This window comes from Alkanindiges hydrocarboniclasticus (assembly GCF_001982605.1).
Classification (GTDB): domain Bacteria; phylum Pseudomonadota; class Gammaproteobacteria; order Pseudomonadales; family Moraxellaceae; genus Alkanindiges; species Alkanindiges hydrocarboniclasticus.
In genome coordinates this window covers 12,832-29,445 of record NZ_MLCN01000014.1, presented here as the reverse complement: position 1 = coordinate 29,445, position 16,614 = coordinate 12,832, and the positions used below count along the sequence as shown (strand labels likewise).

17 protein-coding genes are annotated in these 16,614 nt (G+C 48.3%); 10 read left to right on the top strand and 7 right to left on the bottom strand.

Annotation, left to right across the window (positions count from 1 at the left end; genetic code table 11):
- Positions 1 to 32: 32 nt before the first annotated feature.
- Entirely contained in the window at positions 33 to 551 is a 519-nt protein-coding gene (gene purE, locus BKE30_RS06165; RefSeq protein ID WP_076877731.1) for a 5-(carboxyamino)imidazole ribonucleotide mutase, read from the bottom strand.
- A gap of 433 nt (positions 552 to 984) precedes the next feature.
- Here purE and BKE30_RS06160 point away from each other — a divergent pair, with 433 nt between their 5' ends.
- The 3 genes from BKE30_RS06160 to BKE30_RS06155 all read left to right on the top strand — a co-directional run bounded on the left by BKE30_RS06160 (position 985) and on the right by BKE30_RS06155 (position 2,642).
- Positions 985 to 1,230 (top strand): hypothetical protein, encoded by a 246-nt coding sequence (locus BKE30_RS06160; protein WP_076877730.1) that lies wholly within the window; start codon positions 985 to 987, stop codon positions 1,228 to 1,230.
- A 15-nt stretch (positions 1,231 to 1,245) separates the two neighbouring features.
- Positions 1,246 to 1,389, top strand: a complete 144-nt coding sequence (locus BKE30_RS15980) for a hypothetical protein (protein ID WP_158073164.1) — start codon at positions 1,246 to 1,248, stop codon at positions 1,387 to 1,389.
- A gap of 293 nt (positions 1,390 to 1,682) precedes the next feature.
- Positions 1,683 to 2,642, top strand: coding sequence for a DUF4349 domain-containing protein (locus tag BKE30_RS06155; protein ID WP_158073163.1), 960 nt, complete (start codon positions 1,683 to 1,685; stop codon positions 2,640 to 2,642).
- A gap of 36 nt (positions 2,643 to 2,678) precedes the next feature.
- Here the strand turns inward: BKE30_RS06155 and BKE30_RS06150 are convergent, their stop codons facing one another.
- Positions 2,679 to 3,038: a DMT family protein gene (locus tag BKE30_RS06150; RefSeq protein WP_076877729.1), complete on the bottom strand. Its 360-nt coding sequence runs from the start codon at positions 3,036 to 3,038 to the stop codon at positions 2,679 to 2,681.
- Positions 3,039 to 3,222: 184 nt separating this feature from the next.
- On the opposite strand from BKE30_RS06150, the gene mpl reads away from it, so the two are divergent.
- The 4 genes from mpl to BKE30_RS06130 all read left to right on the top strand — a co-directional run bounded on the left by mpl (position 3,223) and on the right by BKE30_RS06130 (position 7,743).
- Positions 3,223 to 4,602, top strand: a complete 1,380-nt coding sequence (mpl, locus tag BKE30_RS06145; protein ID WP_076877728.1) for a UDP-N-acetylmuramate:L-alanyl-gamma-D-glutamyl-meso-diaminopimelate ligase — start codon at positions 3,223 to 3,225, stop codon at positions 4,600 to 4,602.
- Positions 4,603 to 4,984: 382 nt separating this feature from the next.
- Entirely contained in the window at positions 4,985 to 6,331 is a 1,347-nt protein-coding gene (locus BKE30_RS06140) for an NCS2 family permease (protein WP_076877727.1), read from the top strand.
- Positions 6,332 to 6,540: 209 nt separating this feature from the next.
- Positions 6,541 to 6,801, top strand: a complete 261-nt coding sequence (locus tag BKE30_RS06135; protein WP_076877726.1) for a GlsB/YeaQ/YmgE family stress response membrane protein — start codon at positions 6,541 to 6,543, stop codon at positions 6,799 to 6,801.
- 384 nt (positions 6,802 to 7,185) lie between these two features.
- On the top strand, positions 7,186 to 7,743 hold the full coding sequence (locus BKE30_RS06130) for a DUF4142 domain-containing protein (protein ID WP_076877725.1): 558 nt from the start codon (positions 7,186 to 7,188) through the stop codon (positions 7,741 to 7,743).
- 145 nt (positions 7,744 to 7,888) lie between these two features.
- Here BKE30_RS06130 and mnmE read toward each other — a convergent pair whose 3' ends face one another.
- The 5 genes from mnmE to rpmH form a co-directional block, all read right to left on the bottom strand.
- Positions 7,889 to 9,241: a tRNA uridine-5-carboxymethylaminomethyl(34) synthesis GTPase MnmE gene (gene mnmE, locus BKE30_RS06125; RefSeq protein WP_076877724.1), complete on the bottom strand. Its 1,353-nt coding sequence runs from the start codon at positions 9,239 to 9,241 to the stop codon at positions 7,889 to 7,891.
- Between the two features lie 115 nt (positions 9,242 to 9,356).
- Complete coding sequence (yidC, locus tag BKE30_RS06120) at positions 9,357 to 11,060, bottom strand: membrane protein insertase YidC (RefSeq protein ID WP_076877723.1); 1,704 nt, start codon at positions 11,058 to 11,060, stop codon at positions 9,357 to 9,359.
- 36 nt (positions 11,061 to 11,096) lie between these two features.
- Positions 11,097 to 11,393 (bottom strand): membrane protein insertion efficiency factor YidD, encoded by a 297-nt coding sequence (gene yidD, locus BKE30_RS06115; protein WP_076877722.1) that lies wholly within the window; start codon positions 11,391 to 11,393, stop codon positions 11,097 to 11,099.
- Between the two features lie 11 nt (positions 11,394 to 11,404).
- Complete coding sequence (gene rnpA / locus BKE30_RS06110) at positions 11,405 to 11,809, bottom strand: ribonuclease P protein component (protein ID WP_076877721.1); 405 nt, start codon at positions 11,807 to 11,809, stop codon at positions 11,405 to 11,407.
- A 38-nt stretch (positions 11,810 to 11,847) separates the two neighbouring features.
- Positions 11,848 to 11,982 carry a 50S ribosomal protein L34 gene (gene rpmH / locus BKE30_RS06105; protein ID WP_026472118.1) on the bottom strand — a complete coding sequence of 45 codons (135 nt, stop codon included), beginning with the start codon at positions 11,980 to 11,982 and terminating at the stop codon, positions 11,848 to 11,850.
- An 819-nt stretch (positions 11,983 to 12,801) separates the two neighbouring features.
- Between rpmH and dnaA the strand changes: the two genes are divergently transcribed.
- The 3 genes from dnaA (at position 12,802) to recF (ending at position 16,602) form a co-directional block, all read left to right on the top strand.
- Positions 12,802 to 14,187: a chromosomal replication initiator protein DnaA gene (gene dnaA / locus BKE30_RS06100; RefSeq protein WP_076877720.1), complete on the top strand. Its 1,386-nt coding sequence runs from the start codon at positions 12,802 to 12,804 to the stop codon at positions 14,185 to 14,187.
- Positions 14,188 to 14,322: 135 nt separating this feature from the next.
- Positions 14,323 to 15,477: a DNA polymerase III subunit beta gene (gene dnaN, locus BKE30_RS06095; RefSeq protein ID WP_076877719.1), complete on the top strand. Its 1,155-nt coding sequence runs from the start codon at positions 14,323 to 14,325 to the stop codon at positions 15,475 to 15,477.
- Between the two features lie 24 nt (positions 15,478 to 15,501).
- Positions 15,502 to 16,602, top strand: coding sequence for a DNA replication/repair protein RecF (gene recF, locus BKE30_RS06090; protein ID WP_076877809.1), 1,101 nt, complete (start codon positions 15,502 to 15,504; stop codon positions 16,600 to 16,602).
- The last annotated feature ends 12 nt before the right edge of the window (positions 16,603 to 16,614 follow it).

Sequence of the window (16,614 nt, the reverse complement as noted above, 5' to 3'; positions counted from 1 at the left end):
CAGATTGTCGTTAGGTGCCATGCTGCCCGTCCTTAATTACTTTGACCGGGAATGTTGTTGCTGCTGACTTTTTCAGTTTGTGACAGTCTAAACTGCTGCACCGCTTCGGCAATGATGGGGTTGTTTAAGCCCAGAATTTGTGCCGCCAAAATTGCTGCATTGGTGGCACCTGCCTTGCCAATGGCAAGGGTTCCCACGGCAATACCCGCTGGCATTTGTACAATCGACAGCAGCGAATCCACCCCATTTAAAATGGATGACTGTACGGGCACACCCAGCACCGGCAAGTCGGTTTTGGCCGCACACATGCCCGGCAAATGCGCTGCCCCGCCCGCACCGGCAATAATTACCTGAATGCCGCGCGCGCGCGCTGTTTCGGCATATTCAAACAAACGGTCCGGGGTACGGTGCGCGGATACCACTTCGGCTTCAAAGGGCACATTTAATGCATTCAGCATATTGGCAGTGTGTTCAAGCGTCGCCCAGTCAGACTGAGAGCCCATGATAATTCCAACCAGCGGTGGGTTGGCAGGGTTAACGGACGAGTTCATAAGCACGGCTATCCAGAGCGTTTGTTAAAAAAAAGACCGCATATTTTGCCTGAAAAAGCAGCAACAGCCAAGAAATTTATCATTTTTTAAGCATGACTGGATAAAATGGCTGCACATTAAGCAGCTTATCAAGTTATTCAGCGTACTAAACCAGCACATTGCTTCATGAGTAATTGAAAATAGCAAAGAAAAAGGATAAAAATTAACTTATTGAGCAAAATAACCTGCTGTATTTCAAACCATTACACAAGCCACTCGCCAAAGCTGCCAATCGGGGCATTTCTACATGCTTTCTACCAACTGTGGGCCAGACAAGCCGCTATGATGGCGGCATGGCGTGATTTGCCCAATTGCCTGTATACAACACCACAGGATAATTGCTCTAAAGCTGATCACGTACAACCAGATCAAGCCATACATGCAGGAATGAACCATGAAAACCTTATCAAAAACCTTAGCAGTTGCTATTGTAAGCAGTGGTATCGCCGTGTCTGCCTTTGCGGCAACTTCTACTACCCAGCCAGCAAACACTGACCACAGCGCCAAGCAAACTGAACGTAAAGCCAAAATGCAGGCTCAGCAGGTGGCGTTATTCCAGCAAGCGGATAGCAATAAAGATGGCAAGCTATCCAGCACCGAATTTGCCAAGTTTAATGAACTGAAAAAAGCAGCGTGGTAAGCCCGCAAGCAAGAAATGGAAAAAAACCGCTTTGCCCGTCTGGATAGCAACAAGGATGGTGCCCTGAGCATTGATGAATTGAAAACGGCACAAGCCAAACGCGCCAGTTTTAACCATCACAACAAGGCACACCGTGACATGCCAAAACCAGCAGTTTAAGATAGGCTTCTCAGTTAAGCCAAGATAAATCAAGGCCATAGGCTGATATAGCCTATGGTAATCAGGCGCGTTTACCCATGAGTTGACGCGCTTATTGTTTAAATATTAAATTTCTAAATAGCACAAAATTAACAATACAGCGCATTTTAGACTTTTGCTTACCTTCTTATAAGAAAAGATTTTAAGCTTTCAATAAGTTATCCAGAAATTTTAAATCTTTGTGGTACTGTATAAACCACCTGCTGCTTTTGCAAAATAATTAAAAATTAAGGCCCGTTATCATGCAAAAAACAATGCACACAACCCTCCAAACAATGCAAACCAATTCCATGCTTCAACTCAGCGTCCTGTTCACCCTGCTCATGACATTAACTGCCTGCTCCAAACAGCCGGAATATGCTGATGCAAGCGCCGCAACCGGTGCCGAAGTGCAAACTGACGCGGCCATTCCTGCCACTGATCAGCTAAGGCAGCGCATCAACTCTCAGGACAAGCCTGAGCTATTAATGTCAGAGCAAATTAATGCCGTTGAAAAAAGCCGGCCAATGGTAAAAACCGCGACCATTAGCTTTGAAGTGAAGGATGTTTATCAAACGGCTTTGCAGCTAGAGCAACTGGCTAATGACTTTGCAGGGTTTGTAGAACAGAAAAATATTCAGAAACAGCTTGAAGATCAAATTAGGCGAAACAACACAGGTCAGGAAGGAACCCAGACTGTGTATAGCAAAATAAGGCCGCACGCCAGCATGATTGTCAGGATTCCCAGTGCCCAAACCCAGCGTTTTATTAATACGCTGCCAAAATTCATGCTGTTTTTAAATGAACAGCGCTATGAGGCAAAACGCCTTGAGCTGAAACTGTTGCAGGAAAAACTGGCCCAGCAAAGTACGGCTGCATCAGCACCAACCAGAACAGCTAGCCCACTGGCTACGGAAATTGCCCAATTAACCCGGCAGGAAGTAGTAGACCGCCTGCATTACAGCACTATTGAGCTTGATTTTAATCAGCCCGCAAGAGTACGGCAAACCCAGGATATTGACCTGCATCTGCTGGCTAAACAGCAGGACGGTTTTCTGACTCGTCTCTGGCACGCAATGGTGCTGGGTGGTGTTGGTTTTATGGATTTTATTGTCACTGCCATGCTGCTGTGGCCCTTATGGCTTGTACTATTGATTGCAGGCAGCCTAATCTGGAACTATAAAAAGCGGCGTGGTGGCCGTGTGGTTAAAATTCCTGAAAATCAGGATATTTGAGCTAGGCTATTGGCGTTTAATGAGCTTAACACTGGGTTAAGCACTAACTCCATGACTTCTAAACACAAAAAATACCGCTCCCAGCAGGCACAAACCAGCCCATACGTAATCCAGTTTGAAGGGTTGCTTGAACATCCACAGCATAAACGGCACAAACACCAGCAGGGTAATGACTTCCTGCGTGATTTTCATTTGCCCAAGGCTAAATCCCTGTTCGTTTAAAAACCGGTTGGCCGGAACCATAAAGGCATATTCCAGCAAGGCAATCAGCCAGCCACACAGGATGGCTTGCCACAATGGGGCATGATGCAAAAACTTGAGGTGACCATACCACGCCAGTGTCATGAAACAGTTGGACACCACCAGCAAAAACAGCGGAAACCAGAGGGCTGACATAAATTTCTCCCATTGGGCAATACAGGCTGCACGGCATTACAGGCCTGAAACACCAGTGCTAAAAGACATGGGCTAACAGTATCTTTTTAGCCTGAGCCTTGCTATCGTTCTTGGCAATTTTTAGCAGGCAAAATTTTTAAGCACTCGCCTGCACGCACCGGTTCTGGCATGGAGAAAACAAGTAATGCATCTGCATATTTTGGGGATTTGTGGCACGTTTATGGGTTCATTGGCACTACTGGCCCGCGAACTGGGTCATACGGTCACCGGATCAGACCAGAATGTTTATCCGCCCATGTCCACCCAGCTGGAAGCTGCTGGCATTGCACTGATGCAGGGCTATGCGGCCAGTCATTTGCAGCCGCACCCTGATCTGGTGATTGTCGGTAATGCCATGAAGCGTGGCATTGATGCCGTGGAATACATGTTGAATGCTGGCCTGCCCTACACCTCGGGCCCGCAGTTTTTGTCTGATTACGTGCTGCGTGGCCGCCATGTGCTGGCAGTGGCCGGAACCCATGGCAAAACCACCACCACCACCATGCTGGCATGGATTCTGGATCAGGCGGGTTTAAATCCGGGCTTTTTGATTGGTGGCGTACCGTTGTGCTTTAGCCACAGTGCGCGTCTTGGTGGTGAGGTAAACGCTGAGAAAAACTACTTTGTGGTGGAAGCCGATGAATATGATTCGGCGTTTTTTGACAAGCGTTCCAAGTTTGTGCATTACCAGCCGCGCACCGCCATTTTAAACAACCTTGAATTTGACCATGCTGATATTTTTGATGATCTGGCCGCCATTCAAAAGCAGTTTCACCATCTGGTGCGCACTATTCCCAGCGAAGGCCAGATTATTGCCCCAATCACCGAAAACCATATTGACGAAGTGCTGGACATGGGATGCTGGACGCCGGTACAGCGCACGGCCATTGGAGAAAATAAAGCCGATTGGCAGGCTGAATTACTGCATGAAGATGGTAGCCAGTTTAAGGTGATGCATCAGGGTGAGGAAGCAGGCACAGTCAACTGGAGCATGAGTGGCCAGCATAGCGTGTCCAATGGCTTGGCCGCAATTGCAGCAGCTTATCATGTAGGAGTTAGCCCACAGCAAGCCTGTGAAGCCCTGTCAAATTTTGCAGGTATCAAGCGGCGCATGGAACTGCTGGGCACCATTGATGGCATTGATGTGTATGACGACTTTGCCCACCATCCCACTGCCATTGAAACCACACTGGATGGCGCGCGCAAGAAAATTGGCCAGCGCAAATTGTGGGCCATTATTGAGCCACGCTCCAACACCATGCGCATGGGCAGCCACAAGGATAATCTGGCGCATTCTGCCCGCATGGCCGATGAAGTGATCTGGTATCAGCCCGAAGGTCTGGACTGGGATTTATCGCCGGTAATTGCCGCGTCTACCAATTCTGCCACCATTTCGCAACAGCTGGAGCAGATTATCAGCCGCGTTCAGCAACAAGCGCAGTCTGGCGATGCTATTGTCATTATGTCCAATGGCGGTTTTGGTGGCCTGCACCAGAAAATTATTGCTGCCCTCAAGAGCAGATAAACCCCTTCATGTTGCTCAACCAGCCAGCCAGTGTCAAACCTCGCTGGCTTTTTGCTTTTAATGCAGACCATTGCAATAAATCCTGCCGCTTTTCATGTGGTTATATATTCCTACCACTAACATTGAGCCTGCCCGCGCTTTTATTTTTAGAACTTTTCCTGCTTTCGGTCAGGTATTTTCAACTGAAGATTTGCCCATCTGCTGAAGCAAAACCAGCAGGAAACTGACTGGTTAAGGCAGCTTTTTCCCGCGCAAAAAAGTGATTCGGACGTGTATCATTAGCACGGTTTAACCAAAAAACCGGCATGTATTGGCGCAGGGTGAACCATCAGAAATTGTATTTGTCAGGAAATAGGCGCAATGCGCTGTGAAGAGGAAATTTATGACTGCCCCTCACTCTAACCCACGCGGACTTGATAGCTTTTTTGGCATCAGTGCACGCGGCAGCAATATCCGGCAGGAAATTATTGCTGGTCTTACCACCTTTCTGGCCATGGTGTACTCGGTCATTGTGGTGCCGGGCATGCTGGCCAAGGCCGGGTTTCCACCTGAGCTGGTGTTTGTTGCCACTTGTCTGGTGGCTGGTTTTGGTTCCCTGCTGATTGGTTTTTGGGCCAATGTTCCCATGGCCATTGGTTGTGCCATTTCGCTGACTGCATTTACTGCCTTTAGTCTGGTACTGGGCCAGCAGGTCAGTATTCCTGTGGCACTGGGTGCGGTATTTTTAATGGGTATTTTGTTTACCCTGATTTCGGTCACTGGTATTCGCACCTGGATTTTAAAAAACCTGCCAATGGATATTGCCCATGGTATTGGTGTGGGCATTGGCCTGTTCCTGTTTTTAATTGCAGCCAGCGGTGTTGGCCTGATTATCAAAAACCCCAATGAAGGCCTGCCCATTAGCCTCGGTCAGCTGACTTCGTTTCCGGTGTTGATGGCGCTACTGGGTCTTGCAGTGACCATTGGCCTTGAACGCCTGAAAGTGCCGGGCGCAATTTTGCTGGTGATCATTGCCATTTCCATATTGGGACTGATTTTTGATCCAGCGGTGAAGTTTCAGGGCCTGTTTGCCATGCCCAGCCTGACGGACAGTAACGGCCATTCGCTGCTGTTTAGTCTGGATATTGTGGGCGCACTGGACCCGAAAATCCTGCCAACAGTGTTTGCACTGGTAATGACGGCCATTTTTGATGCCACAGGCACTATTCGCGCGGTGGCTGGTCAAGCCAACCTGATTGATCAGGATGGGCAAATTATTAATGGCAAGCGCGCACTCACCTCTGATTCAGTCAGCAGCATTGCATCCGGCCTGCTGGGTACAGCCCCTGCTGCTGTGTATATCGAATCCGCTGCTGGCACTGCTGCGGGTGGCAAAACCGGTCTGACTGCCATTGTAGTGGGTGTGCTGTTCCTGCTGATTCTGTTTTTATCACCGCTGGCCTATCTGGTGCCGGAATATGCCACGGCACCGGCGCTCATGTATGTGGGGCTGCTGATGCTCAGCAACGTCAGCAAGATTAACTTTGCCGACTTTGTTGGGGCCATGTCCGGCCTGATTTGTGCAGTGTTTATTGTACTCACCTGCAATATTGTGACTGGCATTATGCTGGGCTTTAGCGCGCTGGTGATTGGCCGCCTGTTTGCGGGCGAATGGCGCAAGCTGAATATCGGCACCGTAACCATTGCCCTCATTCTGGCGGCTTTTTATATCGGTGGCTGGGCCATTTAAGCATCAGGCTTGAATTTTTTAAAAGCCTTGCAATGAGATTGCCATCTGGTCATTTTCCTGCAAGGCTTTTTTAGCGGCTAAATTAAAAAATCCATTAGTAACAATAACTACAATCCCTCACCCAAAGCTCACCAAAGCCCGTTTGACTGTTTTTTCCAGCATGCTATTTCTTAATGTATGGGGTCATTCATCAATTAAGGAGCTTTCACATGTTTTCACTCATTGGCGCAATTATTATTGGTTTTTTTGCTGGCCTGATTGCCCGCGCTGTTCATCCGGGGGATGACAAAGCTGGTTTTATCGTCACTACCGTACTCGGCATTATTGGTTCGCTGCTAGCGACCTATCTGGGACGCTGGATGGGGTGGTATGCCGATGGTGAGGCGGCCGGGTTTATCATGTCGGTAGTGGGTGCCGTACTGGTGCTGTTTATCTACAACCTGATTATGCGCAAGCGTCATCAGGTATAAAATTGATTACGCCTTAAATCCTCTATCAGCCTGATTTTTGAACTTGACAGGGTCAATTGTTACCCTGGCAATGATCAACCATCAGGCTTGAGCCAAGGGCAGAGGTTTAACGATTAGGCAGTGTGTAGTTTGCTCCCTGCCTTATTTTTAAACCCAAAACATCACCAGCTTATCAGTTGCACTGATTCAATTTAATCTACTTATTTCATTGTTAACTTAATTTAATACACTGTTATCCAAAGCAGAAATTGTTATATAACGCTACATTACAAGCCATTTTTTCACGTAACTTCTTTAAAACCTTGGTTAAAATCTTACAAATTATTTATTTTCATGGCCTAGTCTTTAGCTTTACACGTGTATATAGCAAATAGAGGATACGTTATGAAAATTATTGCTACTGGAGCGCTACTGGGTGTGCTGGTTGCCATGACGGGCTGCCAAAGTATGGATGGCATGGGTGATGGCGATGGCATGTCCATGATGAAAGCCAAGATGAGTGATGCCCAGATTTTATCGGTTCTGCACACCGCCAACATGGGTGAAATTAGTCAGGGCCAGATTGCCCTGCAAAAAGCGCAGCGTGCCGATGTCAGAAGCTTTGCCCAGCGCATGGTGACTGAACATACCCAGAATGACCAGAAAGGACAGGCGTTGCTGACTAGCGCCAACATGACGCCACAAACCAATCACCTCAGCATGAAACTGCAAAAAGACAGCAATGACGTGGTCATGAAACTTAACAAGGCAGATGCCAAGGACTTTGATGAAACTTATATGGAAAGTCAGGTTAAAGTGCATAAAATGGTACTGGAAACCATTGATAAGAAGCTGATCCCCAATGCCCAGCATGCTGATCTGCGCAACCACCTGACTATGACCCGTGCGGCAGTGGCCATGCATTTACAAATGGCTGAGCAAATCAGTGACTCTATTAAATAAATAACTTAAGCCCTAATTACCTGATTGTGCTGGCCAAGGCGTCAGCACAATTTTGGCTGTATGCAAGTCTTGCTATGCCTCTATTACCTGATTGCTCATGGCTTTTTACTATTATAATTACTCTACCAATTTTGCGTGTTTTAATTTACTTGCCAATACAAAAACTGCCAAAAATCTTGCCCAGTAAATCATCCGCACTAAATTCACCAGTAATTTCGCTCAAGGCATTTTGGGCCAGCCGCAGGGCTTCTGCCATAAGCTCGCCAGCATAAAACTCAACCAGTTGTACCCGGGCATCGGCCAAGTGCTGCTGGCAACGCATCATTGCGTCCAGATGGCGCGTACGGGCAATAAAGGTGGTTTCCTCAGGCTGGTAGCCAGCATGCGCGCTAATCGCCTGTATAAGCGTCTCTAGGCCACTTTCCTGCCGCGCCGACAACACAATGCGTCTAAAGCCGTTAAGTTCATCCTGTTGCGGGGTTTGCCCGGCCAGATCAGCCTTGTTGGCGATCAACAGCAAACGCTTGTGATCCAGCTGGTGAAAAAAACCATCAGCCAGTGCCAGTGGATCATCGTCCGTGGTCAGGTCATAAACCAGCAGCAGCAAGTCCGCCTGTTCAATTTCCTTATAAGCCCGCTTGATACCTTCCTGCTCGACAATATCACCCGTTTCACGCAGACCAGCTGTGTCCGTCAGGGTAATGGGCAAGCCATTCAAGGTAATTTTTTCATGCAGGACATCACGGGTAGTCCCTGCAATGTCGGTGACAATTGCCCGGTCAACCCCGGCCAGTGCATTTAGCAGGCTGGACTTGCCGGCATTCGGCTTGCCAGCAATTACCACCTGTAACCCTTCGCGCAATAACTGGCCCTGCTTGGCCGATTTTTGCACCTGTGCCACAGCTTCCTGTACCTGCTCCAGCAGGGTTAATATCCGGCCATCGGCCAGAAAATCAATTTCTTCTTCAGGAAAATCAATCGCAGCTTCCACATGCAGGCGCAAATGAATCAATTGTTCCAGCACGGCATTGACCCGCGCTGAAAATGCACCTTGTAGCGAGCGTACCGCCGAACGGGCTGCTGCCTGACTGCTGGCATCAATCAGGTCACTAATGGCTTCGGCCTGCACCAGATCCATCTTGCCATTTTCAAAGGCACGCAGGGAAAACTCTCCCGCCCTGGCTGCGGTTGCCCCAAGGCTCAGCAGGCGTGTCAACAGGGCGTTTTGCACCACTACCCCGCCATGGCCCTGCACCTCCACCACCTGCTCACCGGTAAACGAATGCGGCGCCGGAAAACATAAAATCAGCCCTTCATCAATTACCTCACCCTGTGCATCGCAAAACTGGCGAAAGGCGGCCATGCGTGGCGCAGGTAGCGGCTTACTGGTTAAGGCTTCGGCAATGGCAAAGGCATTGGGGCCAGACAGGCGGATAACCCCAACGCCACCGCGTCCCTGCGGTGTGGCGATGGCAGCAATGGTGGTGGTTGGCGTCATGATGGCATCTCAAACAAACAGGTAAACGGATCGTTAAACAGCAGGCATAAAAAAACCGCCCAAGCGTATCACTTCAGGCGGTTTTTAAAAACATATGGCAAGAATGAACTGATCATTAGCTCGCTGATCTGGCCGCTGCTTCCTTGGCAATTGCACGGTTAACAAGCCATTGCTGCAAAATAGTCAGCAGGTTGTTCACAATCCAGTACAGTACCAGACCTGACGGGAAGAACAGCAGGAACACCGTAAAGATAATCGGCATCAGCTTGAACACCTTGGCCTGCATCGGATCAGTCGGCTGTGGGTTCAGCATTTGCTGCACATACATGGTGACACCCATGATCAGTGGCAAAATGAACAGCGGATCCATAGCGGACAAATCCTGAATCCAGCCCAGCCATGGCGCATGACGCAATTCCACACTTTCCATCAGGACCCAGTACAGGGCCAGGAAAATCGGCATTTGCAGCAACAACGGCAGACAGCCCGATAACGGATTCACCTGCTCCTTCTTGTACAGTGCCATCATTTCCTGCGAAAACTTCATGCGGTCTTCGCCATGTTCTTCTTTCAGGCGCTGCATTTCTGGTGCAATCACCCGCATTTTGGCCATCGAGCGATAGCTTTTGGCCGATAACGGAAACAGCACCAGCTTGACCGCACAGGTCAGCAGGATAATCGCCCAGCCCCAGTTACCTACAATGCCATAGAAGAACTTCAGGCCCATAAACAGCACCTGGGCAATTGGCCACAACCAGCCATAATCTACAGTCTGGTTCAGGCCAGCAGCCAGGTCTTTTAACTCGGACTGTATCTTCGGACCTGTATACAACGTGGCACTAACATCCATTTGCTTGCCCGCAGGCACATTAATCAGCGGTGTACGGAAGCCAATTACATTGTCCTCACCCACTTTGCGTGATTCCAGCGTGGCATTGTATTTGGCATCGGGAATCCAGGCAGTCACAAAGTAATGCTGAACCACACCCACCCAGCCGCCTTTTGCTTGCTGGCTTAAGCCATCAGACTGAAAATCATCAAACTTAAGTTTGTTATACTGCTCATCCGGCGTACCCCAGGCACCGCCCAGATAAGTACCCAGTTGGAAAATACCCTGATGACTCTTGCTGGGATCAGCACTGCTGTCGCGCTTGATCTGGCCGAACATTTGGCCTTGCCATGGCTGACTGCCACGGTTAATAATCCGGTAGCTTACCCCAATCGGATATTCACCCGCCTTGAAGGTAAAATTCTTGATAATTTCTACCCCGTTGGCGGCCTGATACACCAAAGGCACCACCAGCGACTGCTGTCCGGCAGCCAGTTTGTACTGTTTGCTTTCAGTTTCAAAATTGGGTCGTCCACCCGTACTGGCATCCGGGCCATTGGTGCCAATCAGGCCAGACTGGGCGATATAGACCCGGTTGGCATCGTTTTCCAGTATGACAAACGGTTTGTTTTCCTGATTCTTGTTCAGGTCATGCTGAAGCAATTCAGCACGCACCACGTCACCCCCCTTGGGATTAATCCACAAATGGTAAACGTCAGTGGTGACTTCTATCAGGTTACTGGTGGTTGCAGCAGGATTAGTCACTGCAGGATTTGCGGCGGTGGCCGAAGCGGTGGATGGAATATCGGTGGCTGTACCAGTGCCAGAAGCATTGGGTATGTCCGCCGGTGACACTGCTTTTGGTGCAATGGCTGCTGGTGGCTGGTTTACCTGGGCGTCTGGACCATAGTCTTTTTGCCACGCCAAGATAATTAAATACGCCGTCACAAACATGGCTGCCAGAATTGCAATTCTGCCCCACTGTTGCATAGTGCTTACCCCAAAAAATAAAGCTGTCTGAAACGCCTAGCATTGCCGAAACGGAATGCCAGGTTTTACCTGCTTTGCATCAAGCGGCTGAAACGATATAAATTGGCGCATCGGTTGCCGTATCGAAGGCACCGGATCATAGCCATGCCCGCCCCACGGATGACAGCGGCATACCCGTTTACAGGCCAGCCAGCTGCCATAGCCTGCGCCATGCAGGGCAACGGCCTCAAGGGCATATTGGGAACAGGTAGGCGTATAGCGGCATCGGGGGCCAAGCAATGGACTGATGGCAATTTGATAAAATCGGATCAACCAGTGTAAAAAACGAGCCATTGGCTTGCCCTTTACATCACTGGAGGAGAAATAGGCTGCTGGATCAGCTGCTGTTTTTTAACCCGGGTATGTAGCATGCGCCAGGCATTTTGCAATTCCTGATGCAATTGCGGGTTGTCAATGTGATCGGCGCCTTGCTTTGCCATCACAATAATATCAAGTGCAGGTAGCTGTTGCTGGTGCAGCCGGAAACTTTCTCGGGTCAACCGTTTAAAGCGGTTGCGTTCATGTGCGCGCTTGATTTTTCGTTTGGCCACCACAATGCCGATACGGCTTTGAGAAGATTCAGCATTGCGCTTGATTGCCAATACCAAAAAACCAGATTGATGGACTTTATACATGGCATGGTCAAACACTGCCTTAAAATCGGCAGTTGTCAGTAGCCTGCATTCTGGTTGAAATGCAAACGATGTCATGTTACCCGACGCGCACGCGTCTGTTCACGTTTAACCGCTTACACAGTTAAACGATGACGGCCTTTAGCACGACGACGGGCCAGAACCTGACGACCATTTTTGGTTGCCATACGGGCACGGAAACCATGGACACGCTTACGCTTGATCACGCTGGGTTGGAAAGTACGTTTCATGATGAAAACTCAAAGCTGACAAAAAGAACGCGATTTTATTGACCTATGCGGGCTGTGTCAAACAAAAGCCCTTGTTTGCTGCCATTTTTTTGTGCTAATGCCTGATGGACTGAAATATTGATTTAGTAATTATTATATGTAACTTACTGATAATAAACTTCATTTTTTAACTAAATGACGGGTTTTAAGTATTAATCTGGTTATCCACAAAATTATTCACAGTATCTTTATAAAAATAAAATCATTTTAAATCAATAAAATGGGTACAGAAAATAAGTTATTATTGAAAGTTATCCACAATCTTATTATATTTTAGTGCATCTGTTCAGATCACTCGGACTCACTCCATCTCAATTTTTTGAATTTAAATTTAAAATCTTATTTATCCCCAATCTGGCGAGCCAGTAATATAAATTTATTTTTATTAAATTCAAGGTTATTATTATTAGGGAAGGGATTTTCTGTGGAAATGGATGTTTTTTAATTGAAGAACAATAACTTAGCCTGTGGATAAAAATAGTTAAGATTTGTGTATGAATTGTGGATAAGTTTGGGTATTATTTTATCCACAGGATTATCCAAGAAGTTTTCCACAGCCTGCTTTAAATTTAAATTTGTAGAAAATGAATTTAATGTTCAAGAAAGCAGCAACACAGGGAACGGTTGTCATGACAGATGTTGATAAGTTGGTTAGAATGCTGTCCTCATCAGGAAGTGAGCACTAATAAAGTCCCGGATGTGCATGAGATATGTCGTAGTTAATTAGCGCTGGTTGTCGTTAGTTCATTTTTTTATTGTTCATCGTTCTATGGGGGTGTCATGATCTGGGCCGAATGTCTGAATACACTGCGGCATGAGTTGTCGGATAATGTATTCACGATGTGGATTCGTCCGCTTCATGCTGAAGAACGTGACAACGCGCTGGTGCTGCTTGCGCCGAATCATTACTGGACCCGCTATATCCAGGAACATCATCTGGACCAGATCCGTCATCTGGTCAACAAGGCCAGTGCTGGACGCATTTCTGAAGTTCATATTCAGGTTGATTCGCGGCCGGGTGAAGTTATTTCGCAGACTGCCGAGCCAGCAAGCGCTCATGCAGCCACTGAAATCAGCAACGGGGCAGGGCGGGAGCGCAAGGCTGCTCTTGAAGCCGATGATAGCAAAGCCCCACCGACTCAAAAAAAACGCCAGCTTAATCCGCAATTTACCTTTGCTTTATTTGTTGAAGGCCGTTCTAACCAGATGGCCGCTGAAACCTGCCGCCGGGTCCTGACCCAGTTGGGGGAATCACAACACAATCCACTGTTTTTATATGGGCCTACCGGTCTGGGCAAGACTCACCTCATGCATGCGGTTGGCAATGCCTTGTTGCAGGCCAAGCCTAATGCCCGGGTGATTTATATGACCTCGGAAAACTTTGTGCAGGATTTTGTCAGTGCCTTGCAGCGCGGCAAGATTGATGAGTTCAAGCAAAATTGCCGCTCACTGGATTTGTTGCTGGTTGATGATATTCACCTGCTGACCGGCAAAGCCAGTTTGGTCGAATTTTTTCATACTTTCAATGCCTTACTGGATGAATCCAAACAGATTATTCTGACCTCAGACCGTTATCCCAAAGAACTGACTGAACTGGACCCACGTCTGGTATCACGTTTTTCCTGGGGATTGTCAGTTGGAGTAGAGCCGCCGGATCTGGAAACCCGGATTGAAATCCTGCTCAAAAAAGCTGAAAGTAATGGGATTGAACTGCCGCGCAACTGTGCCTTGTTTATTGCCCAGCAGGTGGTGGCCAATGTGCGCGAACTGGAAGGTGCCCTGAATAAGGTTGTGGCCATTTCACGCTTTAAGGGCACTACTATTGACCTTGAGGTGGTGCGTGAATCCTTAAAGGATGTGCTGGCAATCCGTGCCCGTACCATGAGTATTGATAATATCCAGCGGGTGGTGAGCGAATTTTTCCGTATTCCCCTAAAAGAGCTGATTGGGCCCAAGCGCACCCGGATTTATGCACGCCCACGCCAGATTGCGATGGGACTGGCCCGTGAACTGACCAATGATAGTTTTCCTGACATTGGCGAAGCCTTTGGCGGCCGCGATCACAGCACTGTGATGCATGCCTGTGACAAGGTTAGAGAGCTATGCCAGTCTGATCCTGCCTTTAACGAAGATTATCAAAATTTGTTGCGCTTATTGCAGAGTTAACTGGCACAATAAGCCATATTTTTTTATATGATTAGCTCTGTAATCATTTTCGCTTTAATTTCAAACCAGCATTAAATCCAATAGCCATGTTGTCATAATAATGTTGTGTTGTACTGCCTTAAAGAGGATAGCAGCGTGCGTCTGAAAATCAGCAAAGACTTGCTACTGAACGTTTTATCTCATGTGGTTGGGGCGGTAGAGCGTCGTCATACCTTAAGCATTTTGTCCAATATCAAGTTACAGGTTACCGAGCAACAACTTACGGTAACTGGCTCTGATCTGGAAGTTGAACTGGTGGCCAGTACCCAGCTTGGCAGTGGTGCCTGTCTGCAAGCCGGCGAAACCACTGTACCTGCCCGCAAGCTGGTGGATATCTGTAAATCATTGCCAAATGCTGCGCTGATTGACCTGCAAGTAACAGAAGACCAGCGCTGTATTTTAAAGTCCGGCAATAGCCGTTTTGTGCTGGGAACATTACCGGCGGAAGACTATCCTTTACTGGCCAGCAATGGCATGGTGGCTGGCGAATCCGTACAGGTTGCGCAAAGTGAACTGAAAAAACTGCTGGATAAAACAGCCTTTGCCATGGCAGTACAGGATGTACGTTTTTATTTAACCGGTACTTTAATCGAAGTGGGTGAGGGGCAATTGCGTGCCGTCACTACCGATGGTCACCGTCTGGCCCTGTCTGAAACCTCAGCATTTTTTGAAGGTCAGCAAACCCTGCAAGCGATTGTGCCGCGCAAGGCGGTGGGAGAGCTACAGCGCCTGCTGACAGTGGATGAACAACCACTAACCCTGATCATTGGCCGTGAGCTGATGAATGTCAGCATTACCCTAAATGGCAAGGATAAAGAAAAAGACAGCGATATTGTGGTGCGTTTTACCACCAAGCTGATTGATGGCAAGTTCCCGGATTATCGCCGTGTCTTGCCGCGCCATGGCAACAAGATTGTGCTGATTAACCATGATCAGTTCCGCCAGTCGCTGCAACGGGTAGCCATTTTAAGTAATGAAAAACTGCGTGGCGTGTTTCTGGTCTTTAAAAACAATGAACTCCAACTACGTGCCAATAACCCCGAGCAGGATGAAGCGGTTGAAGACATGGCTATTTCCTATGAAGGGGATAGTCTGGAGATGTCCTTTAATGCCCAGTACCTGCTGGATGTGATTGGTGTGTTAAGCAGTGATCAGGTGCAGCTAACCTTGTCCGAAGCCAATGCGAGTGCCTTGGTGCAGGATCCAAGTACCAGCAGCAGTTTGTACGTAGTTATGCCAATGCGGGTTTAATGCCGGTTATTGCGGCCGTTTGCCATGCATTTACAGCGCCTGCATATTGAGCGTATCCGTAATTTAAAAGGGGTGGAGCTAACACAGCTTCAGCCCTTTAATATTTTTTATGGCGCCAATGGCAGCGGCAAGTCATCTATTCTGGAAGCTGTGCATATTCTTGCAACAGGCCGCTCCTTTCGTACCAATCTGGTTAAGCAATATATCCAGCATAGTGAGCTGGATGGACTGGTTTATGCTGAAGCCACCCATTATCGTTTAGGCCTGCAAAAATTTGCTTCGGGTGAACAGCTTATTCGGCTCAATGGCGATACTGTTGCCACCCAAAGTGAACTGGCCAAACTGCTGCCCATCCAGCTGATTGACCCCGATACCATTAGTCTGCTGGATACCGGTTCCAAGCCACGGCGACAACTGCTGGACTGGCTGATGTTCCACGTGGAACATGAGTTTCATGGTCTATGGTTGCGTTACCAGCGTGCCTTAAAACAGCGCAATAACCTGCTCAAGCATCCACTGGGTGATCAGAAACTATGGCTGCAAAGTATTCAGAGCTGGGAACATGGCCTGGCAGAATATGGTGAGCTAATTGATGGCCTGCGTGAAAAAGTGATGCGGCAGTGGCAACCTCTGTTTGAGCATTACCGCCAGCAGCTATTACCCCAGATTGATATTACGCTGGCTTATCTTGCCGGGTTTGATCGCGAGCAGGGACTGGCTGCCAGTCTGGTACAGCATCGCAATAAGGATATGGATCGCGCCACCACGCAACATGGGCCACATCGTGCTGATTTGCGTTTAAAGACGCCTTTAGGCCTTGCCGATGAGGTGCTGTCCCGCGGCCAGAAAAAGCTGCTGATGGTGGCACTAAAGCTGTCGCAAATACATCTGCTGCAAGACTTGAACAAGGAAACTGTGGTATTATTAGACGATTTTAGTGCCGAGCTGGATGACACTGCTCAGGGACGTTTATTGTCCACCTTGGCCGGCTTAAATAGTCAGGTTTTTATCACAACCCTTAATGGCAGTGCTGTACAGAAAATGCAGGACGTGCTGAGCGTCCCGGCTGCTGTTTTTGAAGTCAGCAATGGACAGGTCCAGCCCCAGCCATTTTCTGACAATTAGTAACATCTCATT

What these genes read in the sequence shown, in the direction of transcription:
- purE (WP_076877731.1), bottom strand. Translation starts at nt 551, where the DNA reads ATGAACTCGTCCGTTAACCCTGCCAACCCACCGCTGGTTGGAATTATC.
- BKE30_RS06160 (WP_076877730.1), top strand. Translation starts at nt 985, where the DNA reads ATGAAAACCTTATCAAAAACCTTAGCAGTTGCTATTGTAAGCAGTGGT.
- BKE30_RS15980 (WP_158073164.1), top strand. Translation starts at nt 1,246, where the DNA reads ATGGAAAAAAACCGCTTTGCCCGTCTGGATAGCAACAAGGATGGTGCC.
- BKE30_RS06155 (WP_158073163.1), top strand. Translation starts at nt 1,683, where the DNA reads ATGCACACAACCCTCCAAACAATGCAAACCAATTCCATGCTTCAACTC.
- BKE30_RS06150 (WP_076877729.1), bottom strand. Translation starts at nt 3,038, where the DNA reads ATGTCAGCCCTCTGGTTTCCGCTGTTTTTGCTGGTGGTGTCCAACTGT.
- mpl (WP_076877728.1), top strand. Translation starts at nt 3,223, where the DNA reads ATGCATCTGCATATTTTGGGGATTTGTGGCACGTTTATGGGTTCATTG.
- BKE30_RS06140 (WP_076877727.1), top strand. Translation starts at nt 4,985, where the DNA reads ATGACTGCCCCTCACTCTAACCCACGCGGACTTGATAGCTTTTTTGGC.
- BKE30_RS06135 (WP_076877726.1), top strand. Translation starts at nt 6,541, where the DNA reads ATGTTTTCACTCATTGGCGCAATTATTATTGGTTTTTTTGCTGGCCTG.
- BKE30_RS06130 (WP_076877725.1), top strand. Translation starts at nt 7,186, where the DNA reads ATGAAAATTATTGCTACTGGAGCGCTACTGGGTGTGCTGGTTGCCATG.
- mnmE (WP_076877724.1), bottom strand. Translation starts at nt 9,241, where the DNA reads ATGACGCCAACCACCACCATTGCTGCCATCGCCACACCGCAGGGACGC.
- yidC (WP_076877723.1), bottom strand. Translation starts at nt 11,060, where the DNA reads ATGCAACAGTGGGGCAGAATTGCAATTCTGGCAGCCATGTTTGTGACG.
- yidD (WP_076877722.1), bottom strand. Translation starts at nt 11,393, where the DNA reads ATGGCTCGTTTTTTACACTGGTTGATCCGATTTTATCAAATTGCCATC.
- rnpA (WP_076877721.1), bottom strand. Translation starts at nt 11,809, where the DNA reads ATGACATCGTTTGCATTTCAACCAGAATGCAGGCTACTGACAACTGCC.
- rpmH (WP_026472118.1), bottom strand. Translation starts at nt 11,982, where the DNA reads ATGAAACGTACTTTCCAACCCAGCGTGATCAAGCGTAAGCGTGTCCAT.
- dnaA (WP_076877720.1), top strand. Translation starts at nt 12,802, where the DNA reads ATGATCTGGGCCGAATGTCTGAATACACTGCGGCATGAGTTGTCGGAT.
- recF (WP_076877809.1), top strand. Translation starts at nt 15,502, where the DNA reads ATGCATTTACAGCGCCTGCATATTGAGCGTATCCGTAATTTAAAAGGG.